The organism is Variovorax sp. MPBD4-3 (genome assembly GCF_058809745.1).
This window is the reverse complement of sequence record NZ_JBXASW010000005.1, coordinates 165,040-186,278: the sequence shown is the minus strand read 5'-3', so window position 1 is coordinate 186,278 and position 21,239 is coordinate 165,040. Positions and strand designations below refer to the sequence as shown.

Here is a 21,239-nt window from a genome sequence, read left to right as displayed (position 1 = left end):
GCCATTATTGGCACGCCCGCATTTCCCCTCCCTTGGCCGCTCAGAACAGGCTTGCGCCGATGTTGATGAGCAGCGCCAGCACCGTCGTGTTGAACAGGTACGCGAGGATGCAGTGCACCGAGCCGATGCGCCGCAGGGGCTTCGACACGAAGGATACGTCCGCCGTCTGCCCCGAAGTGCCGATCACTGCCGAGAAGTAGAAGAAGTCGCCATAGGTCGGCACCTCGTCATCGGGAAACTGCAGCCCCGGCTTGCGCCCCTTGCTGACTGCGGCGTAGTAGTCGTGCGCATAGTGCAGCGTGAACATCATCTGCGTGAAGGCCCACGACGACATCACCGTGAGCCCGGCCAGCGCGATGTGCGCGATCTTCTCGAAGCCGTGCATGTCCTTCACCACGGCCAGCTCCCCGCCGATGGCCGCGAGGCTCGCGATGGCAGACACCACCACCAGCACCAGGATGACGATCTGCCCCTCGTCCTGCAGCTGAGCCCGGTAGCGCATGTGCTGCGGCGACGACCGGATCATCATCGTCGCGGCCAGCGCCACGTAGAGGCATGCGCCGGTGTTCCATGCAATGAGCAGCCGCGTGACCAGGTGGGCCTCGATGGCCGACGGCAGCAGGATGCCGACCGCGATGGCGATGGCCGCGGCAATGAAGAGCCGCGGCCGCGCGACCAGCGGGCGAAGAAGTGGGTGTCTTGAAGTTTTCATGTGGATCCGCAGAACGCCGTCGAGGATACGGCGCGCGCGCCGAACTGGCGACTGCGGGCGAAACTTCATCCACGCCCCAGGTTCATCTCATGGAAAGCCTCGCAGGTGCAGGCAAGCTGATCAGGGCCGTCCGGATTTGCCGGTCCGCTCGGCCGAGCCGCGCGAGCCGTCGAGCATGTCGGGCGCGAACATCGGATTGCCCTGGTGCGGCTCGATGTGCGAGAGGTTTTCCTCCACCGGCAACAGGCCGCCGAAGTCGGTGGCCGCGAAATCGGCGTCCACATGCACGCCGTGCTCGTCGCGTCGCACGAGGCCGCGGCTCTCCAGGTCGCGAATGGTCTTGTTGACCACCTCGCGCGAAAGGCCGGAGTAAGAGGCGATCACCGACTGGGTGATGCGCTTGTCGTATCCGCCGGTCACGGCCGGGGCGAGCTGGGTCAGCTGGTGCAGCACGCGGCTGACCAGGTCTTCGGACGACAGCGCGGAAATGCGGCGCAGTTGCCCGCGAATGACCGACATGCGCTTCATGGCGAGCCCCAGCAGGCCGATGGCCACTTCCGGGTACTGGCCGCACAGCTTGCGCACGGCCGCCACGGGCACGAGGTAGACCGAAGACGGCAAGGCCGCGACGAGCGTCTGCATGGCCTGGTAGCGGTCTTCGGAGAATGAGGGGCTGAGAAAGAAGTCGTCCTGGCGGATGAAGTCGGTGGTGACGTCGCCGCCGTCTTCGCGGCCGTGCGCGACCACGCGCAAGAGGCCGCCCGCCACACAGTAGATGCGGTCCGTCCATTCGTCGGCGTTGAGCACGACGTCGTTGCGCCGGTACGAGCGCAACTCGCTGCACTGGACCAGGGCCGCGCGTTCGGCGGGCGGCACTTTGGCTATGAGGGGATGCAGATACATGGCTGAAGGTTTTCCTGGCGAGAGGGCAAGCCGGAAGCGATGCGGATCGATCCGGAACCGGCGTACGGCATTGCCCAACCCGGCATGGCCCCGCCCTTGGGGCCTGCGACGCCGGACCGCACAAGCGGCCCGGGCGGACAAGAAGCCCCGGCGAGGGAAATCCCGCCGGGGCTGGAGCGGCAACCCTTAGCGGGCCGACGCGATCGTGGACACGGCGGAGTTGCCCACCGCCGTGGCGGTGACCTGGTTACCCGCGGCGCGCAGGGTGCTGCCGTTGGTCGCACCCGTCACGCCCACGCCGTAGTTCACACCCGTGGCCGTCGCGACGATGGCGCCGCTGTTGGTCTGGTAGTTGCCGATGGCGGCGGTCGGGCGACCGGTGGCCGGTGCCGTCACGGTCAGCGTGTTGGTCGCGCTGTTGCCGTACGCCTGCGCGGCCACGGTGTTGCCCGTGACAGCCGCCGTGCCGTTGGTCAGCCCCGGCACGGTGCCCACGGCCTGGCCGTTGAGCGCGACTTGGTAGGTCCCCGTGGCGTTCGACGTCACCGCACCCGAGTTGCCCTGGGTGTTCAGCACGGCGGCCGTGGCCTGCGTGGTACCCAGCGTGCTGCCGGCCGTACCCGCGGTCGAAGCGCCGTAGCTGCTGCCGGCCGCGACGTTCAGCGCGTTGGTGGCCGAGTTCCCGCGAGCCAGCGACGTGGTGCTGTTGCCGTCGATCGTCACGCCGCTGTTCAGCGCCGCGGCCGAGGCCGGTGCGGTGCCGTTCAGCTGGAACGTGGCCGAGGTGGTGGCGTTGGACGCCACTGCCGCGGAGCTGCTCTGCGTGTTGACCAGGCCGGCGTTGGCGCCTTGCAGCGCCGCACCGTTCAGGGCCACGCTGTTGTCGGCGCGGTTGGCGGAGGCTTCTGCCGCGGTGCTGTTGCCGGTCACGGTCACGCTGCTGTTCGCCAGGCCCGCGGTGGCGGCTGCCACCTGGTCCTGGTTGTACAGGCGCGTGCTGGCCGTGCTGCTCACGCTGGTGGAGGCAACCTGGTTGTTGTTCAGCACATGGTCGCCGGTGGCGGTGGCCGGGTTCAGGGTCGCGTTGACGGCGGCGCCGACGGGCGTGACGTTGGTGCCGGTGACGGCCAGCGTGTTGGTCACGTCGTTGATCACGCCGAGCGACACGTTCTTGTTGCCCGAAAGAGCAACCGACGAGTTCGACACCGCACCCGGTGCGTACAGCTCGAGTGCCGAGCCGGCCGACACCGCAGCCGCGCTGCTCTGCTGCGACGCCAGCGCCGTGGTGGCCTGCACGCTGTTGCCGCTCAGTGCCACGCTGTTGGCCGCCGTGTTGGCGACCGCGCTGCCGCGCTGGCTGTTGTTCGACACGCTCAGGGTCGAGCCGGAGATGGCCGCGCCCGCGGTTGTGTCGATGGCATAGGTGCCGAACAGGCTGGTCGTGAGACTTGCGCCTTCGTTCACCTGCTGCACGTTCGACAGCGCATGGTCGGCCTGCGCACCGGTGCCGGAACCCAGCGGCAGCGTGCCCGCCGTTGCCACGGTGGCGCCGCTGCCCGCAGCGATGTTGCCGCCGGTGACGGACACGCTGTTGGTGGCGGTGTTGCCGGTGACCGCGCCGTTGGCGGTGTTGCCGTTGACGCTCAGCTGCGAGTTGGTGACCGCGCCGGCCACGGCGACGGTGACGCCGCCCTGGTTCGCAACGGCTGCCGTTGCGGGCGTGCCGGGGATGGTGGCCGAGAACGGGGCTGTGCCGCCGCTGTTGATAGCGACGAACGACGACAGCGGAATCGTGCCGAGAAGCGTGGCCGGGCCGCTGATGTTGCCGCCGGTGATGGTCCAGCCGTTGGCCGTCAGATAGTTGATCTGTGCAGTCGTCAGGCCCAACGTCGCCACCGTCAGCGTACCGCCCGTCAAGGTCACCTGGCTGTCCGCGACGTTGCCGATCAGACCACTGCCGGTTGCATTGAAATTGAACGGCGCTGCCGGCGTACCGGGGCTACCCGGGATGCCCGCCAACCCGATCAGCGCATTCACGTCGGCACTGGTGCCTTGCGAGTTCTGCAGCGCGCCCGAAGTGGCGATGGTGGTGCCGGCAAGCGTCAGGCCGTTGGTGGCGCTGTTGCTCGTTGCGGCGGCGCTGGAGCTGTTGCCGTTGGACGCGACCGTGGAGCCCGTGACCGAGCCGCCGATGTCCGTGCGCACCTGTGCGGCGAGGGGCGAAGCCGGGTTCGTGGTCGTGTCACGCTGGGTGGCGGTGACGGAGCCCGAGCCGGTCTGCACGTTCTGCACGCTGAACGAAGCATCGGTGATCAGCTGCCCGACGTTCGACACAGCGCCCTGGCGAACACCTGCGGTGCTTGCGGTGGACAGCGAATTGCCCGTCACCGACAGCGTGTTGCCGCTCGCGCGGTTGCCGTAGGCCAGCGCCTGGATCTGGTTGGTCGACGTCGAGACCGAGGAGTTCGCAAGGTTGTCCTCGATGCTCGTGTTCACCACCGAGCCACCGGACGCGGCTGCCTCGACGGCACCGGCCGCGTTCTGCACGCTGGTCACGTTCGCCACCGACGAGAAGCCGGTGGTCGTCAAGCCGGTGCCCAGCGCGAGCTTCGCGCCGTTGGCCACGTCGTTGCCGTAGGCCGCGCCGACGAAGGCGTTGCCTTCATTGGTGACGGTGCCGCGCGTGACGTTGCCTTCAACCAGCACTTGCAGTGCGCTCACCGGCAGGATCTGCGCGGTGCCCGATGCGCTGGCGGTCACGTCGCCGAGCGCCGACTGGCTGCTCAGCACGCCGTAGCCGGCGATGACGTTGTTGCCGGCAGCGAACACGACCGAAGCGGGTCCACCCGCCGCAGCCACGTTGGCGCCGTTGGCCGCGACGTTCAGGGTGTTGGATGCCGAATTGGCGTAGCCGACAGCACGCTGCAGGTTGTTGGTCAGCGCCACGCTGGTGTCGGTCGAATGCGTGCCGAGGTACGCGGTGGCCGTGGCACCGACGAGTTCGGCCTGCACCGGCGAGTTGCCGTCGACGACCTGCACATTGGCCACGCCGGCGCCCGAGCCCACGCTGGTGCCGGTCAGCGACAGCGCATTGCCCGCGCTGTTGCCGACAGCCACCGCTTCCTGGGTGTTGCCGTTGACCGCGAAGGCACTCGCCTTGATGGTGTCGCCGCCGGTGCCGCGCGAATCGGCGCTCAGGCCGAGGACGGAGAGAGCGTTCGTGGCGCTGACCGCGGCGCCGTAGTTGCCTTGCAGGTTCGACACCGTTGCCGCGCCGTTGGCGTTCACGTTGCCGTCGGGCGTACTGCCGCCGTTGAGGAATGCGGTCCCGACCAGGGGCATTGCATTCGCTTCGAGCGACAGGTTCTGGCTCACGCTGCTGCCATAGGCTGTGGCCGCGATGCGGTTGTTGCCCACGGTCAGCGTGCTGGCGTTGTTGGTGCCATTCTCGGAACCGGAAATCACGCCGACAGCCGACGGGCCGGTGCTGGCTTCCACGCTGGCGCGGTAGTTGCTCTGCTGGCTGGCCAGCGCGGCGGTGGCTGCAAATGCAGCCGCGTTATTTCCGCTGGCAATGGCGCTGGAAGCCGCGTTGCCGGTGGCAGCCGAGGTCACGCTGTTGCCCGACAGGTTGACCGAGCCGTTGTCGATCGACTGCACCGCGGCACCGATGAACGTGCCCTGCGTCTGGCTGGAAAGCGAGACGCCGACATTGCCCTGGCTGTTGAGAATCGCCAGGTCGGCCGCCACGACGTTCGACAAGGCGCCGCCGTTGAAGCTTGCGTTGTTGAAGCCCGGGCCGCCGGAGCCGGTGACGGACATGCCGTCGCCCAGCACGATCCGGTTGCCCGCCACGCCCGCCGCGCCCAGCGACTCATTGCCGGTGGCCGCGCTCGACACGGTGTTGCCCTGGACCGAGAGACCGCCCGTCAGCGTGTTGGTGACGCCCGGGGCGTTGCCGGCCACGGTCGCGCCGATGGTCGTGCCTTCGGTGACAGCGCTGTGGGTCACGCCGACGCCGGCAGCCTGGTTCAGCTGCAGGTTCGACACGACGGCCGAGCCGACGAACGTGGGCGCGCCGCCGGGCTGGATGCTGGCCGTGCTGGTCGCGGCGTTGCCCTTGAGAGTGGCCGAGACCGTGTTGTTGTCGAGCACCGGACCGGCAGTCACGGTAGCGGTGGCGGGAGAGGTCAGGCTCAGCGTGACCTCGTTCTCGCCGGCCGTCGCGCTGGAGGCGGCGCCCGTGCCCATCTGCGCCGAGGTGATGGCGATGCTGCCTTGCGCGGTGGCGGAGTTGCCGCCGGGCGTGTAGCTGATGCTCGTGATGCCTGCCGTCCCGGAGGTGTAGTCGTTCGGCACCGTGCCGGCGATCGTCGAGGAGCCGCTGTTCAGCGTGGTGCTGGCCGCGATGGTGTTGGCCGTGTTCGAAGCGCTGCCGCTGGTGAAGCCGGTCAGGTCGACCTTCACAACGTTGTTGTTGGCGGTGCTCGACACCACGCCGCTGTTGGTCTGCACGCCGAGCGAAGCCGAGCCTTCGGCGCTCGAGTCGGGAACATTGCCGGTCAGCGACAGGTCGATCGCGTTGGTGAAGGTGTTGCCGATGGCGGTGGGCTTGACCTGGTTGTTGGTCGTCGTGTTGCTGGTGCCGGCCTGCGGGCCGACCACGGTGACGCCGGTCGTCGTGTCCGAGGTGTCGGCGGAAATACCGACGGTGTTGCCCTGCACGCTCTGCACGGTCTTGTGGCCCGTGACCGTCACTGTGGACGGGGTGCCGAAGCTCACATCAGCGGCTTGCGCGCCGCTGCCCATCAGCATGGCGAGCACTGCAAGGCCGACGCTGCCGAGCGCCGGGGTGCCGGCGCCGTGATTCTTGCGATTCTTCTTCATGGATTTTCCTTTTTGGATCGGATGACTGACTCGATCCCGAAGGGGACCGATCTGGAAACGTGATGCGTTGTGGTGGTGGTGGTGCGGTTGGGGACTCGGTGTCGGTTACTTCCCTCCGGTTGCGTTCTCCTCGCGGACCGTGCGGGCCGGTCCACCCCTCCCCGCGCCCTGCACGCGGAGCTTGGCGATCTCCTGCAGGCCGGGACCGTCGCGATGGATCGACGTGTCCGCCTTGTCAGGCCGCCATGTGACGTTGATGCCGCCGGGGGCGATCCCGCGCGACGCGAGCGCGGACGTGACCACGCCGATGCGCTGGTCGGTCAACATGTCGCGCTTGCCGGCGTCCCAGTTCTCGGTGTCGCGTGCCACGAGCACGACTTCGGTCGCGCCCTTGGCGGCGGCCGCGGCGATCTGGTCGAGCAGGTTCAGCGTGCCGCCCGTGAGCGCGGCGGCGCCGAACTCGAACGGGATCTGCACGCTGGAACCCGACAGGCTGGCGCCGGTCTGGCTGGCCGCGTTGACGGCCTCGCCCTGCTGCACCGGCGTGCCGGCCGAATCGACCAGCGGGTTGGCGACCCTGCGCAGCTTCTCGGCCGGCACCATCTGCAGCTGGTCGTTCATGCGCATGCCCAGGCAAGGCTCGGGGTCGACCTTGGAGACGGCGGCCACCAGGCGCACCACGCCCTCTTCGAGCGCGGCACGCACGCCCATCTGCACGGGTTCCTGGCCCTTGGCGCCGACGTCGATGTCGTAGAGCTTGCTGCCGAAGAAGCGGAAGACGTTGAAGCCGACCTCGTAGCCGTTGAACTGCTTGGTCAGGCTGATGGTCTTGACGATCATCAGCGTCTTGGTGTCGACGATGCGCAGGTCCACGCCCACCGACTGGCTGAAGGTGCGCGCCTTGATGCCCACCTGGTTCACCGCGACTTCGGCGCCGCCGGAGTTGATGTTGTAGTTGAGCTCGGTGATGCCGCCGACGATGAAGTAGTCGGACTTGTTGATGGAACCGCCGAAGTACGGCAGCCACGGCACCACCTGCCCGCCGTTGGGGCCGGCGAGCTGGTGCGTGCGGCCGTCGCCGAGCTGGCGGCGGTCGGCATAGCCGAGCTCGCGTTCGGCGATGACGGGGTCGAAGCGCTCGGCCACCTGCACCGCGCCGCCGAGCTTGCCGAGTGCCGAATACACCATCAGCGCGCCGCCCTGCGTGATGGCATTGCCTTCGTTGATGCTGTACTTGCCGGTGTAGTCCTTCACGTCGCCCACGGTGATGACGATGGGCGGGCGCTGCATGGCGGCCACGTGGTCGCCGAAGCAGGCGAGCACGGGCTCCATCGGCGTGATGTTCTCGCGCACGGCGGGGCCGAGGACGATGGGCGCCTCTTTCGGCGCAAGCTGCTGCTGCGGCGCGGTCACGCAACCGGCCAGGCTCATGACGGCGGCTGCCGCCAGCAGGCCGCGCGACGCGGCCGTTTTCTTGACGCGCGGCAATGCGCGGATCGACTCGAACGTGATCATTCTTTCTTCTTCCCTGTCAGTTGAGCGCGCCGAATGCGCATGCCGAGCTGCCGCCGACGCTGGCGCTCTGGTTGCCGGTGTTGGTCTGGTTGGAGTTCAGGGCCTGGCTGGACCAGCCCTGCACGCTGCTGCTGGTGGACCCGTTCACGAAAGAGCCGACGGTGCCGGTGTTGGCCTGGCCCGTCGTCACCGTGCCCGCGCCGCCATAGCCCGTGTTGGCATTGCCCGTGGAATTGGCGGCCGGTCCGCTGGTGCTGGGCGAATTGGCGACCGTGCTGTTGGTGCCCTGGTTGCCCTGTGCCGTGGCCGTGATGTCGCAGTTGTATTGCTTGCCGACGTAGTTGTTGGTGGTGTAGTTGGCCGCCCCGTAGCTGCCGGCCTTCTTGCGCTGGATCATGTCCTGCACCGCGGCCTGGTTGGCCTTGTCCGCGGAGGTCTGGAACTGCCAGGCGCTGTTCTCGCCCACGTTGTTGGCCGAAGCCCCCGCTGCCGCGACCACGAAGAACGCATGCACACCCACTTGCATGAAGTGCCTGAGCGAAACGAAAGACAAGCGCTGGCGCAACCGGAGGTGGCGCGCGCCGGGGGGAACCTGGACGAGTTGGGTAGGCATAGGATTTCTGCGGGAGAGAGGAAACGTTGAAAGGAGAAGCGGTGTCATGCGCGCGTCGTGCTGCGCGCATCGGGCATGCGCAACGCGGCTTCGAGCGCCAGGTACTGGGCCTTGGCGACGATGTCGTCCGCACTCGCGTTGTCCGAGTGCATGACGCATTGCTGCATCAGGTCTTGCACTGCGCGTTGCAGCTGGAGCAGCTCGGTGTTCAACCGGGCAAGGCGAAGGTGCAGGTCCGTAGGCATGTTCATGAGAAGTCCACCTGTTGGCGCCGGGCGGCCGGCGCCTCGGCGTGGCTTTGCGGCTCGCTGCCGCGAACGCTGTAACCCTGAAGCCACTGCGCGCCCGCGGCCAGGGCAACGTGCACGTCGTCCTCGCGCTCGACGCCGTCGACCACCACGTGCGTCGCGAAGTGGCTGCACAGCGAGACCATTCCCTGCAGGCACTCGCGGCCGAAGGCGCTGCTGCGTGCACGGCGCAGGAAGGAAGCGTCGAGCTTCACGATGTCGGGGCGGCAGGCCTGCACGGCCGCCAGGTTGTCGCCGCCGCCGCCGAAGTCGCGCAGCGCGATGCGGCAGCCGCGCAACTGCAGCTGCACGCAGAAATCGCGCGCCGCCTCGAGGTCGGGCAGGCCGCTGCTGCCGGTGATCTCGATCACCAGGCGCGAGGCCAACGCAAACTCTTCGTCGAGCGCCGACAGCAGCGAAGCCCACCAGTGATCGGGCTTGGCGCTCTGCGCGCTGATGCGCACGCCGATGTGCGCCGAAGGACGCAGCCTCAGGGCCTCCATCGCGCGCCGCAGCACGAGGCGGTCGAAGGCGCGCGCAAGGCCAAGGCGCTGCAGGCATGGCAGGAACACCTCCGGCGCGAGCGACGCGGGCTCTCCGCGGCTCGGCGCGATGCGCGGGCGGCCCTCTCTGTAGAAGATGGTGGCGATGCCGCCCGCGTGCACCACGGGCTGCCATCCGAAGCTCAGCCCCTGGGCCAGCACGGCCTCGCTGACGTGCACGGCGACGTCCATGTCGGCGCGGTAGCGCTGGCGCCATCCGTCCGCCCTGCTCTCGCCCGACTCGGGGAAAGGCTGCGCGGTCCACAGCGTGAGCTCGATCTCGGCGGTGCCGAGTTCCTCGGGGGGGCGCACCTCGATCCAGTCGGCATGCAGCTGCGCCATTGCGGCGATCCCGCCGGCGCGCACCGGCTCCGCGCCGAGTTCGGCCAGCAGCGTCTCAAGCTCGCGGCTCACGGACGAGCCGGCGCGCACCGTGCCGGCCGCGAAGGCATCGTTGGCCCAGAGCAGGAAGCAGTCGTCGCGCAGGCGGGCGAGATCGGTCTCGGCCGAACACAGGAAATTCGCGCACAGGCGGCGCTGGATCTCGCGGCTGGCGCTCGATGCGAAATCTTGTCCGTAGGCCTCGGCGAGGTGCGGCAGGTTCGCGATGAAGACGTAGGCGCAAGGCCTGTGCCGCGGCTGGCGCGCGAAGAGCTCGGCGGGCACGGTGGAAACGAAGGGCACCGAGTCCGCATAGGGAATGCGCATCGTGTCCTGCGTGTCGCTCGCGTCGCGAGGCGGGCGGTCGTTTGCCGCGTCGCCCGTCGCCGACGCACGCGGTGCCCAGCCGGCGGGCAGGTCCGCGCCGAGAGGCCAGGTTGTCAGCGGAGAGAGAGCAGGCATTGCATCCTCGGTCGAAAATTTCTGCGTCGAAGTCACACAAGAGAAGAAGGAGCCACCGCGTTTCTTGCGGCAACAGTCGGCCATCCCACGTCGCAACGCGGGTTCGAACCGGACTTTTGGAAACTCGACGCGCAGGCGACAGCCGTCACACGACGGGCCTTCTTTTCAGGAGGCCTCGCGATCGGCTATCGGGTCACGGCGAGGTGGTGCGCAGCGTCAGGCGGAGAACGCCAGCGCTCGCGCTCTGGCAGCTAGGAATAAGGCATGGACGTGGCCCTCGACTCATCGGCGCCACGCGTTCGTGAGGCAGACCCGCACACGGCATGGCGTGGCTTGTACGTTCGGAAGAACGGGGATCTTTGAACCATCACGTTGCAAGCTCCGTAGGACATTTGAAACAAAATGAATACTACGGATTACAGTAGCCGTTGGCATTCGCTTTCGGCCCGTGGATGTGTTCCTGCTCACATTTGTAAACAATGTTCGAAGAACACCGGACGGCTCACGGGGACTGAGCTGGAGCGAGAGCGAACTGGCGCAATGGCTGTGCGAACGGCTCCGGGAGCCGTTCCGCCATCAGATCAACCGGCCGGTGTGGGCTTCAGGCCCCGGGCACGATCACATGAAGCTGGGCAACGATCACCACCGCGCCTGCGAGAGAGATGGCGCCGCCGATGAGCTTTCTGAATGTCTTCATGATGTTCTTCCAAGCTTGTCCAAGGAGAACATCGATGGTGCCGCGTTTGCCATCGCGCGTGGTTTGGCAATCTTCATGCGCGGGATAGGAAAAACATGGGCAAATGAAGATCTGCCGCAACCGTGGACTGCGTGAGGGAGTCCACGACCGCATCCCAAAGCCCGCCTTGCGCGGGCTTTCTTCATTTGAGCCTCAGTGCAACTGCATCCGCGCTTCGACGTCGAGCAGCGAAATCCGTTCTCTTGCGAACTGGCTGGCCCGCAGCCGCACACGTGCCAGCGCGGCTTCCAGCGACGGCTGCTGCATGAAGACCAGAACGCCCCACTTGAGCCCCTGCAGGCTCAGTTCGGCGACACCAGCGTAGCGGCCATTGGTGGTTTGCTTGATATCGATCCGGCTCGACCACCCGTCGGGCAGTTCGACCAGAAGTTGTTGTTGTTGCGTTGAACTCATGCGCCGAGAATAGGCCGGGGGCAATGTCACACCAAGGAATTAGTTCCTTGGTATGAGAAGAAGATTTTTCGAGTGGCGCGATCGTTCTCTCGCCTTCCTCGTCGCCCGCCGCCCTACCGCACTACACGCGCTGGCTGCATCCGGTCGATGTACCGAAAACCCGAGGCGGCGCGGGAGCCTCCACGAGCTGCGGCAGCACATGAATTCCGTCCTCGTCGCGTCGCACGAGCCCCCTGCTCTCCAGACTGCGCATCGTCTTGTTGACCACCTCGCGCGAGAGCCCCGAGTAAGAGGCGATCACCGACTGCGTGATGCGCCTGTCGTAGCTGCCAGCACCTGCTGGTGCCAAGTGGGTCAACTGCTGAAGCACGCGGCTCACCAAGTCTTCGGTCGGCAGTTCCGACACGCTGCGCATCTGCCCGCGAATGCCGGACATGCGATTCATCGCAAGCCCCAGGAGACCGAGCGCCACCTCTGAATGCTTCGCGCACAACTCGCGCAGTGCTGCGGCGGGAACGAGATACACCGACGACGGCAGCACCGCGATCAAGCCCTGCCTGGCTTGGTACCTGTCCTCGCTCAAGGATGGGCCGAGGAAGAAGTCGTCGGGACGAATGAAATCGGTCGTGACGTCCGTGCCGTCGCCGCCGCCCGGGGCCGCTACGCGCAGCAGGCCATTCGCGACACAGTAGATGTGGCTTGTCCAATCACCGGCAGCGAGAACCGGGGCGTTGCGCCGGTATGAGCGCAGTTCGCTGGACTGAACGAGCGCGTCGCGCTCGAGGGTGGGCAACTTGGCAAGAAGTGGATGCAGGTACATGACGGGAAGCGGTCTCCGGGCCGCCGCGACGTTGGCGTCGCAAGGCGGATACAGAGAGTGCTCGCTCGTCATCCACGGACTTGACAGGACGTCTCAGTCCGGAGACCAACCCTCTTCCGATTCGGTACTTTTTGGCAGTTCTCGGCGATATCTAGCCGGAGCCCTTCAAGAAGAGCGCTATCTATGCGTGCAGAAAAGCCTGCATCACTCCCGAGCGCTTGAGATCCACTCCCGCACGAAGTGGGCCGCCCGCGCACATGCGCGCTCGAAGGCGCCGTCCCAGGTCAGTTGCTGGGTGATGACCAACGCGCACTTCTGCACACCACTGAGGCTCAGCCTGGCAATGCCGGCATAAGAGCCATGAAGGGTGCGAACGATCTCGAAATCAGCAGTCCAACCATCGGGCAGGTCAAGAATGTGGGTTGGTGCTCTCATCATGGTCTTGAGGATAAAAGGCACCGTCCCGTAGGCACAGGAACTAGTTCACAAGCGCCAATCTGCTCGTCGAGCATTGCGCACAACCTTTGCCAATCGTGAAAAACATCTCGTCCAAGACTGAGGGCGTCAGTGTCACCGCAGGTCCAGGCCGGGTGAACCTCTGCTTGTCACGCGCAAAGAAAAACGGCCTACGCCTTGTGAGCGTAAGCCGTTGTTCCATCTACTGATTTGGTCGGTGTGAAAGGATTCGAACCTTCGACCCCTTGCACCCCATGCAAGTGCGCTACCAGGCTGCGCCACACACCGAAGCTCTCAATTATAGCTGTGAAAATTCAGTGTCCGACGGTCAGCAGCTCACGAATTTCAAAGAGTTCGCGTCGAAGGTTCAGCAACTGCGACAGATCGGCCATCTTCGGCGCAGCGGCAGCCACGGGTGCCGGCGCATCTTGCACCGCCGCATCGAATTCTTCCCGTTCGATCTCGATCGCTTCCATGCCTTCGAGCGGCAGTTCGCCACCGGCCTTGCGGCGATCGCGCTCACCTTGCACCAGTTCTTGCAGCTTGTTGCGTGCACCGCTGATGGTGAAGCCTTGGTCGTAGAGCAGGTCGCGGATACGGCGGATCATCAGCACCTCGTGGTGCTGGTAGTAGCGGCGGTTGCCGCGCCGCTTCATGGGCCGCAGTTGCGTGAACTCCTGCTCCCAATAGCGCAGCACGTGCGGCTTGACGCCGCAGAGCTCGCCCACCTCACCGATGGTGAAGTAGCGTTTGACAGGAATCGGCGGGAGCGTTTTCTCCATTGAAATCAAGACTGTGCGCGGGAAACCTTAGAGATTACTCTACGCAAGCGCGCAGCACCAAGCACTATTCATTCACTCGGTGCCAAGGCTCCACTCGACTTCGGTCGCCGCACCGCCCTGCGGCTCGATGCTGCCGTGAATCTGTTCCTTGAGCTTGGCGCTCGCGTGGAAAGTGGCCACGCGGCGCTCACCGATCGGAATGGCTTCGCCGGTACGCGGATTGCGCCCAGGCCGCGGCGCCTTCACGCGGATCTGGAAGTTGCCGAAGCCCGAGATCTTCACGTCCGTGCCTTCGATGAGGCTCCTTGCCACGAGCTCGAAGAACGCCTCGACCATGTCCTTGGACTCACGCTTGTTCAGGCCGATCTGCTCGAACAGCAGGTCTGCCAGGTGCGCCTTGGTGAGCGCAGGCGTTTCCAGGGCCTCGAGCGTGAAGTCGGCAGCATTCATTCTCTTCATCCTCTCAAGCGGCCGCCGAGCCTGGCGCCCAATTGTTCGACGATGGCACGCACCGCAGGCTCAACTTGCTCGTCCGTCAGCGTGGCGCTGTCGCTCTGGAAGCTCAGGCGCACCGCCATGCTCTTCTCGCCCTGTGCCAGCGCGCCGGGCGCAGCCACGGCGCCATCGCGCAGCGGCTGGGGACGGTAGATGTCGAACAGCGTCGCATCGCGCAGCAGGCCCTGCGCGGCCGTGGCCGCGCGGATGGTCTGCATCAGCGCGTCGTGCGTGACGGCTTCGGCCACGACGACGGCGATGTCGCGCTCCACGGCCTGGTGCTTGGGCACCGGCTGCGCCACGGGCACGGGGCGCGCCGTCACTGCGTCGAGATCGAGTTCGAACAGCACCGGCGCCTGGGCAAAGTCCCACTTCTGGCGCCAGCGCGGATGCAGTTCACCGACGAAGCCGATGTCCTTGCCGTCGACCAGCACGCGTGCCGAACGGCCCGGGTGCAGCGCGGGATGTTCTGCTGCCTCGAAGCTCGGCACCAGCGGCGCGAGCAGTGCTTCCACGTCACCCTTGACGTCGTAGAAGTCGATGCGCTCGGGCTTGCCGTCCCAACGCGCTTCGTCGGCATCGCCCCACGCAAGGCCCGCCACGCGCATCGGCTGATGAACGCCGCGCACGGTGCTGTCGGTGGTGGCGACACTGTCGTCGCGCAGGTAGACACGGCCCAGCTCGAACACTCGCACGCGCGGCGCCTTGCGATCGAGGTTGAACTTGAGCACCTGCAGCAGCGAACCCAGCAGCGACGAACGCATCACGCTCATCTGGCTGGCGATCGGGTTCAACAGCTTGATCGGATTGGCATTGCCGGCAAGGTCCTGCTCCCAATGCGCCTCGACGAAACTGAAGTTGATCGTTTCCTGATAGCCCAGCGCCGCAACGGCGCGGCGCACCGCAAAGCGGCCGCGCTGCGCCTCGGGCCGCACACGGGCCGTGATCGGCGCGAGCGGCGCGGTGGTCGGCAGGTTGTTGAAGCCGATCAGGCGCGCCACTTCTTCGATCAGGTCTTCTTCGATGAGCAGGTCGAAGCGATGCGGCGGCGGGGTCACGGTCAGCGTGCCTTCGCCTTCGGTGATGGCAAAGCCCAGCCGGTTCAGCGCGTCGGCGCATTGCGCCTGCGTCAGCGGCATGCCGATCACGCGCGCGGCGCGCGCCACGCGAAGCGTGACGGGGACGGCCTCGGGCACGTGCAGTTTCTGGTCGTCCATCGCGCCGGCCTGGCCGCCGCAGATTTCGACGATCAACTGAGTGATGCGCTCGATGATCTGCACGGTGCGGCTCGGATCGACGCCGCGCTCGTAGCGATGGCCGGCGTCGGTCGAGAAGTTGAAGCGGCGCGAGCGGCCCTGCACGGCGGCAGGCCACCAGAACGCGGCCTCGACGTAGATGTTCTGCGTGTCGTCCGAAACGGAGGTGGCGTCGCCGCCCATGATGCCGGCGAGCGACTCGACCTCGCGGTCGTCGGCAATCACACCGACCTTGTCGTCCACCGTGATGGTCGTGCCATTGAGCAGCTTGAGCTGCTCGCCCGCCTTGCCCCAGCGCACGGTGAGGCCGCCATGGATCTTGTCGAGGTCGAAGATGTGGCTGGGCTGGCCGTACTCGAACATCACGTAGTTCGAGATGTCGACGAGCGGCGTCACGCTGCGCTGGCCGCAGCGCGCCAGGCGCTCGACCATCCATGCCGGCGTGGCCACCCTGGTGTTCACGCCGCGCACGATGCGGCCCGAGAAGCGGCCGCAAAGCTCGGGCGCCTCGACCTTGACGGGCAGCACGTCGCTGAACGACGTGGCCGCCGGCGCGATGGCCGGCGTCTTGAGCGGCGCGCCGGTGAGCGCGGCGAGTTCGCGTGCCACGCCGTACACGCTCAGGCCGTGCGCCAGGTTGGGCGTGAGCTTGAGGGTGAGCAGCGAGTCGTCGAGCTTGAGCACATCGCGCACGTCGGCGCCGATGGGCGCGTCGGCAGCGAGCTCGAGCAGGCCGCCATGGTCTTCGCTCAGGTGCAGTTCTCGCGCCGAGCACAGCATGCCCTGGCTCTCGACGCCGCGCAGCTTGCCCAGCTTGATGAGGAAAGGCTTGCCGTCTTCACCCGGCGGCAGTTCGGCGCCGACGAGAGCGCACGGCACCTTGATGCCGACGCGCGCATTGGGCGCGCCGCACACGATGTTGAGCAAGGCGCCCTGCCCCACGTCGACCTGGCACACACGCAGGCGATCGGCATTCGGGTGCTGCTCGGCTTCCTTGATTTCGCCGACCACGATGCGCGTGAAGGGCGGCGCGACCGGACGGCGCTCTTCGACCTCGAAACCGCCCATGGTGAGCGTTTCGGCCAGTTCGGCGCTGTCGAGGGGCGGATTGCAGAACTCGCGCAGCCAGGATTCCGGGAATTGCATCTCTTCGATCTCGATCTGGTTTTTCTATGTATGGAGGGGGCTTACTGGAACTGCGAGAGAAAACGCAGGTCGCCGTCGAAGAACAGGCGCAGGTCGTTCACGCCATAGCGCAGCATCGTGAGCCGATCAGGGCCCATGCCGAAGGCGAAGCCGATATACCGCTCGGGGTCGAGGCCCATGTTGCGCACCACGTTCGGATGCACCTGGCCCGAACCCGACACCTCGAGCCAGCGGCCAGCCAGCGGGCCGCTGGCGAACTGGATGTCGATCTCGGCGCTCGGCTCGGTGAACGGGAAGAAGCTCGGGCGGAAACGCAGCACGAGGTCGTCGCGCTCGAAGAAGGTGCGGCAGAAGTCGGTGAAGACGACCTTGAGGTCCTTGAAGCTCACGTTCTCGCCGAGCCACAGGCCTTCGCACTGGTGGAACATGGGCGAATGGGTGGCGTCGCTGTCGACGCGATAGGTGCGGCCCGGCGCGATCACGCGGATCTCGGGCGCCTTCACGGTGCCAGTGGTGTCGGCCGCCGCGGCGGCGAACTCGGCGGCGTACTTCTTGATGTGCTGATGCGCATAGCGCACCTGCATCGGGCTGGTGTGCGGACGCAGGTTGTAGGGAATGCCGTCGTCGCCGTTGATGTCGACGTAGAAGGTGTCCTGCATCGAACGCGCAGGATGGTTCGGCGGGTTGTTGAGCGAGGTGAAGCTGTGCCAGTCGCTTTCGATCTCGGGGCCGTCGGCCACGTCGAAGCCCATGCTCGAGAAGATTTCCTCGATGCGCTCCAGGGTGCGGCTCACGGGATGCAGGCCGCCCGGAATGCGGCGGCGGCCGGGCAGGCTCACGTCGAGGGCTTCGGCGCGCAGTTGCAGGGAGAGTTCTTCGTCGGCCAGTTGCTGGCGGCGATCGGTCAGCGCGGCCTCGATGGCCTGCTTGGCCACGTTGATCGCCGCGCCGCGGGACTTCTTCTCTTCGACGCTCAGCGCGGCCATGCCCTTCATCAGCTCGGTGATGCGGCCCGACTTGCCGAGGAACTGGGCCTTGGCGTTTTCGAGCTCTGCGGGCGTTTTCGCTTCGGCGAAGGCGGCGCGTGCGGTGTCGACAAGGGAGTCCAACTCGTTCATAGCAACAAAAATCTTCGAGGGGAAATAAAAAAGAGCTGGAGCCTTTTAAAGCGCCAGCCCTTGAGCCGTGGGCGCAGGAAGCCGCCCGGAGGCGGCAGCCTGCTGTGCAGAATCAAGCAGCCAGCTTGGCCTTGACCTGCTCCACGATGCCGGCAAATGCGGCCTTGTCGTGCACGGCGATGTCCGCAAGCATCTTGCGGTCGATCTCGATACCGGCCTTGCGGATGCCATTGGCGAACTGGCTGTAGGTCAGGCCCAGTTCACGCGAGGCGGCGTTGATACGCGCGATCCACAGCTGACGGAACACGCGCTTCTTGGTACGGCGGTCACGGTAGGCGTATTGGCCCGCCTTCATCACCGCCTGTTTGGCGATGCGGAAGACATTGCCGCGACGACCGCGGAAACCCTTGGCGAGTGCGAGAACTTTCTTGTGGCGGGCGCGAGCCGTTACACCACGTTTGACGCGAGGCATGTGTGTACTCCTTGTTCGTCTGAGTTAAATGCCACGGCCGGGCAGCATGGCGGCGACAGAAACCATGTTGGTTTCATGCACTGCGACTGCACCACGCAGGTGACGCTTGTTCTTGGTGGTCTTCTTCGTCAAGATGTGACGCTTGAAGGCTTGACCGCGCTTGACGGTGCCACCGGGACGAACGCGGAAACGTTTTTTCGCGCTGCTCTTGGTCTTCATTTTGGGCATGTGAATGCTCCTTTAGTTTGTGCTCGTGAGGCGCCATGGATGCTCCACGGACTTGTTGGCCCCGAGACACTTCTTTATCTCGCCCCTGCCAGCCCTTCTTGCGAAGCGCCGGCAAAGGCGAAATCCCTTCAAAACCTCTCGACCGCAGACCTCAGGCCGCCGCAGGCGTCGCCGCCGGTGCAGCAGCGTCAGTCGCAGGCTTTGGCGCTCCGCCACCAGCCTTCTTGCGCCCTGGCGCGATCATCATGATCATCTGCCGGCCTTCGAGCTTCGGGAACTGCTCGACCATGATCAGGTCGCCCAGTTCGTCGCGAATGCGTTGCAGCAGTGCCAGACCCAGCTCCTGGTGCGTGATCTCGCGGCCGCGGAAGCGCAGCGTGATCTTGCATTTGTCGCCGTCTTCAAGAAAGCGCTTGATATTGCGCATCTTGATGTTGTAGTCGCCATCGTCGGTACCGGGGCGGAACTTGATTTCCTTGACCTCGATGACCTTCTGCTTCGACTTCGCCTCGGCCGCCTTCTTCTGCTCGTGGTACTTGAACTTGCCGTACTCGATCAGGCGGCACACCGGCGGATTGGCCGCCGCGACGACCTCCACCAGATCCACGTCCTGCTCACCGGCAAGGCGCAATGCCTCGGCAAGACTCACGACACCCAATTGCTCGTTATCCGGGCCGATCAGGCGGACTTCCGGGGCCATGATTTCCCGGTTCAGGCGGTGTTGGCGTTCCTCGCGGTGGCGGCGGTCGCGAAATGCAGTAGCGATGGTCAGAATCCTTCAAAATTTGCTACAAAATTTGTAGCGAACGCCGTTCAGTCCTCGCGGACAAGCGGCACGATTTGGCAAGGAAACATATAGGGTGTTTCAGAGACAAATCAACGCTTGTCAGCAACATCCTGGACGAGCCGTTGTGCAAACGATTCGAGGGACATTGCACCGAGGTCTTGATTTCCCCGGGCGCGCACTGCGACGGCACCTGCTTCCTTTTCCTTGTCACCCACGACAACGATGTAAGGGAGCTTTTGCAACGAATGCTTCCGTATTTTATACGTAATCTTTTCGTTGTGCAGATCCAGCTGGACCCTAAGCCCTTGATTTTGCAGCGTTTTCGCAACTTGCGCAGCGTAATCGGCCTGTCCTTCGCTGATATTGAGCACTGCAACCTGCACCGGAGCGAGCCATGCGGGCATTGCGCCAGAGTGGTGTTCGATCAGCATGCCGATGAAGCGCTCGAGGCTGCCGACAATCGCGCGGTGCAGCATCACAGGGTGCGCGCGACCGCTCGATTCCGTCACGTATTCGCCGCCCAGGCGCTCGGCCGTATTGAAGTCGACCTGCATCGTGCCGCACTGCCACTGGCGGCCGATGGCGTCGCGCAGCGTGTATTCGATCTTCGGGCCGTAGAAGGCACCGTCGCCGGGCGCGATGACGAAGTCGACGCCGGAGCGGCGCAGCGACTCCATCACCGCATGCTCGGCCTTGTCCCAGAGTTCGTCGGAGCCCACGCGGTTCTCCGGCCGCGTGGCGACCTTGTAGAGAATGTCCGTGAAGCCGAAGTCGGCATAGACCTTCTGCAGCTGCGCCGTGTACGCGATGCACTCGTCGAGGATCTGGTCTTCCGTGCAGAAGATGTGCCCGTCGTCCTGCGTGAAGCCGCGCACGCGCATGATGCCGTGCAACGCGCCGCTGGGCTCGTTGCGGTGGCACTGGCCGAATTCGCCGTAGCGCAGCGGCAGGTCGCGGTAGCTGCGCAGATCGCTCTTGAAGATCAGCACATGGCCCGGGCAGTTCATCGGCTTCAACGCGTACTCGCGCTTCTCCGACTCCGTCGTGAACATGTTGTCGCGGTAGTTCTGCCAGTGGCCCGTTTTCTCCCACAGGCTCTTGTCGAGGATCTGCGGGCCCTTCACTTCCCAGTAGCCCGTGTCGCGGTAGATGCCGCGCATGTACTGCTCCACCTGCTGCCAGATCGCCCAGCCCTTCGGGTGCCAGAACACCACGCCCGGTGCCACTTCGTCGATGTGGAACAGGTCGAGCTCCTTGCCCAGGCGGCGATGGTCGCGCTTCTCGGCTTCCTCGATGCGCTGGATGTACTGGTCCAGCTGCTTCTTGTCAGCCCAGGCCGTGCCGTAGATGCGCTGCAGCTGCTCGTTCTTGGCGTCGCCGCGCCAGTAGGCGCCTGCCAGCTTCGTGAGCTTGAAGACCTTCAGGAAGCGCGTGTTCGGCACGTGCGGGCCGCGGCACATGTCGACGTATTCCTGGTGGTAGTACAGGCCCATGGCCTGCTCGTCGGGCATGTCCTCGACGAGGCGCAGCTTGTAGTCTTCGCCACGCGACTTGAAGACTTCGATGACTTCCGCGCGCGGCGTCATCTTCTTGATCACGTCGTAGTCCTGCGCGATCAGCTCGCGCATGCGCGCCTCGATGGCGGCCATGTCTTCGGGCGTGAAGGGGCGGTCGAACGAGATGTCGTAGTAGAAGCCTTCGTCGATCACGGGGCCGATCACCATCTTGGCCGTCGGGTAGAGCTGCTTCACCGCGTGGCCGACCAGGTGGGCCGTCGAGTGGCGGATGATCTCCAGGCCCTCGTCGTCCTTGGGCGTGATGATCTGCAGCTTGGCGTCATGGTCGATGACGTCGCTGGCATCGACGAGCTTGCCGTCGACCTTGCCGGCCACCGTCATCTTGGCGAGGCCGGGGCCGATGGACTGGGCAACCTGGGCCACCGAAACCGGGCCGGGAAACTCGCGGCGCGAGTTGTCGGGGAGCGTGATCTGGATCATGTGAAAACCTCGGGGAGAAAAACAAAAAAGCGCGGTGGAAGACCGCGCTTTGCTTGGTTTGTAGCGCTGGCAGAAACCAGCGTGCGCGGGGCTACCGGCCTTTTCCTTCAGTGAAGAAAAAGCCGCTGAATCCTTCCGGAGTAGTTCGCGGTGTCATAACCAAGGTGCCTTTCTCGCTCTTGTTGAGTGCAGAGTCCGCGATTCTAGCCGCTGCCCGCTCGGGATGCGGC

General features: G+C 65.6%; 19 protein-coding genes and 1 tRNA gene. 1 reads left to right on the top strand and 19 read right to left on the bottom strand.

Features of this window, described 5'->3' with window-relative positions:
* Positions 1-40: 40 nt before the first annotated feature.
* The 7 genes from AC1RVW_RS04910 to AC1RVW_RS04880 all read right to left on the bottom strand — a co-directional run bounded on the left by AC1RVW_RS04910 (position 41) and on the right by AC1RVW_RS04880 (position 10,302).
* Positions 41-712: a DUF1345 domain-containing protein gene (locus AC1RVW_RS04910; protein ID WP_234382670.1), complete on the bottom strand. Its 672-nt coding sequence runs from the start codon at positions 710-712 to the stop codon at positions 41-43.
* A gap of 120 nt (positions 713-832) precedes the next feature.
* A complete protein-coding gene (locus AC1RVW_RS04905) occupies positions 833-1,615 on the bottom strand; it encodes a Crp/Fnr family transcriptional regulator (protein WP_493198342.1) in 783 nt (260 codons plus the stop codon).
* 186 nt (positions 1,616-1,801) lie between these two features.
* On the bottom strand, positions 1,802-6,502 hold the full coding sequence (locus AC1RVW_RS04900; RefSeq protein WP_493198340.1) for a beta strand repeat-containing protein: 4,701 nt from the start codon (positions 6,500-6,502) through the stop codon (positions 1,802-1,804).
* A gap of 105 nt (positions 6,503-6,607) precedes the next feature.
* Positions 6,608-8,017: a CsgG/HfaB family protein gene (locus AC1RVW_RS04895; RefSeq protein ID WP_081266676.1), complete on the bottom strand. Its 1,410-nt coding sequence runs from the start codon at positions 8,015-8,017 to the stop codon at positions 6,608-6,610.
* Between the two features lie 16 nt (positions 8,018-8,033).
* On the bottom strand, positions 8,034-8,543 hold the full coding sequence (locus AC1RVW_RS04890; protein ID WP_493198338.1) for a hypothetical protein: 510 nt from the start codon (positions 8,541-8,543) through the stop codon (positions 8,034-8,036).
* A 131-nt stretch (positions 8,544-8,674) separates the two neighbouring features.
* A complete protein-coding gene (locus tag AC1RVW_RS04885; RefSeq protein WP_081266675.1) occupies positions 8,675-8,881 on the bottom strand; it encodes a hypothetical protein in 207 nt (68 codons plus the stop codon).
* Positions 8,878-10,302: an EAL domain-containing protein gene (locus AC1RVW_RS04880; protein ID WP_493198336.1), complete on the bottom strand. Its 1,425-nt coding sequence runs from the start codon at positions 10,300-10,302 to the stop codon at positions 8,878-8,880. The genes AC1RVW_RS04885 and AC1RVW_RS04880 overlap by 4 nt, the downstream gene beginning before the upstream one ends.
* Before the next feature lie 448 nt (positions 10,303-10,750).
* Here AC1RVW_RS04880 and AC1RVW_RS04875 point away from each other — a divergent pair, with 448 nt between their 5' ends.
* Positions 10,751-11,134, top strand: a complete 384-nt coding sequence (locus AC1RVW_RS04875; protein ID WP_493198334.1) for a hypothetical protein — start codon at positions 10,751-10,753, stop codon at positions 11,132-11,134.
* A 57-nt stretch (positions 11,135-11,191) separates the two neighbouring features.
* Here the strand turns inward: AC1RVW_RS04875 and AC1RVW_RS04870 are convergent, their stop codons facing one another.
* The 12 genes from AC1RVW_RS04870 to thrS form a co-directional block, all read right to left on the bottom strand.
* Positions 11,192-11,452, bottom strand: coding sequence for a hypothetical protein (locus tag AC1RVW_RS04870; protein WP_081266673.1), 261 nt, complete (start codon positions 11,450-11,452; stop codon positions 11,192-11,194).
* 121 nt (positions 11,453-11,573) lie between these two features.
* Positions 11,574-12,272 (bottom strand): Crp/Fnr family transcriptional regulator, encoded by a 699-nt coding sequence (locus AC1RVW_RS04865; RefSeq protein ID WP_493198332.1) that lies wholly within the window; start codon positions 12,270-12,272, stop codon positions 11,574-11,576.
* A gap of 204 nt (positions 12,273-12,476) precedes the next feature.
* Positions 12,477-12,707 carry a hypothetical protein gene (locus tag AC1RVW_RS04860; protein ID WP_172839801.1) on the bottom strand — a complete coding sequence of 77 codons (231 nt, stop codon included), beginning with the start codon at positions 12,705-12,707 and terminating at the stop codon, positions 12,477-12,479.
* A gap of 232 nt (positions 12,708-12,939) precedes the next feature.
* Positions 12,940-13,016 (bottom strand) — tRNA-Pro (locus AC1RVW_RS04855).
* A gap of 26 nt (positions 13,017-13,042) precedes the next feature.
* Positions 13,043-13,510 carry a MerR family transcriptional regulator gene (locus AC1RVW_RS04850; protein ID WP_493198330.1) on the bottom strand — a complete coding sequence of 156 codons (468 nt, stop codon included), beginning with the start codon at positions 13,508-13,510 and terminating at the stop codon, positions 13,043-13,045.
* Positions 13,511-13,582: 72 nt separating this feature from the next.
* Positions 13,583-13,960 (bottom strand): integration host factor subunit alpha, encoded by a 378-nt coding sequence (locus AC1RVW_RS04845; RefSeq protein WP_081266764.1) that lies wholly within the window; start codon positions 13,958-13,960, stop codon positions 13,583-13,585.
* 5 nt (positions 13,961-13,965) lie between these two features.
* A complete protein-coding gene (pheT, locus tag AC1RVW_RS04840; protein WP_493198328.1) occupies positions 13,966-16,407 on the bottom strand; it encodes a phenylalanine--tRNA ligase subunit beta in 2,442 nt (813 codons plus the stop codon).
* A gap of 41 nt (positions 16,408-16,448) precedes the next feature.
* Positions 16,449-17,525, bottom strand: a complete 1,077-nt coding sequence (gene pheS / locus AC1RVW_RS04835) for a phenylalanine--tRNA ligase subunit alpha (protein WP_081266641.1) — start codon at positions 17,523-17,525, stop codon at positions 16,449-16,451.
* A 112-nt stretch (positions 17,526-17,637) separates the two neighbouring features.
* Complete coding sequence (gene rplT / locus AC1RVW_RS04830) at positions 17,638-17,997, bottom strand: 50S ribosomal protein L20 (protein WP_012747009.1); 360 nt, start codon at positions 17,995-17,997, stop codon at positions 17,638-17,640.
* Between the two features lie 24 nt (positions 17,998-18,021).
* Positions 18,022-18,225 (bottom strand): 50S ribosomal protein L35, encoded by a 204-nt coding sequence (rpmI, locus tag AC1RVW_RS04825; protein ID WP_007832497.1) that lies wholly within the window; start codon positions 18,223-18,225, stop codon positions 18,022-18,024.
* 151 nt (positions 18,226-18,376) lie between these two features.
* Complete coding sequence (gene infC / locus AC1RVW_RS04820) at positions 18,377-19,000, bottom strand: translation initiation factor IF-3 (RefSeq protein ID WP_285412465.1); 624 nt, start codon at positions 18,998-19,000, stop codon at positions 18,377-18,379.
* A gap of 101 nt (positions 19,001-19,101) precedes the next feature.
* A complete protein-coding gene (thrS, locus tag AC1RVW_RS04815) occupies positions 19,102-21,009 on the bottom strand; it encodes a threonine--tRNA ligase (protein WP_106934939.1) in 1,908 nt (635 codons plus the stop codon).
* Positions 21,010-21,239: the final 230 nt, after the last annotated feature.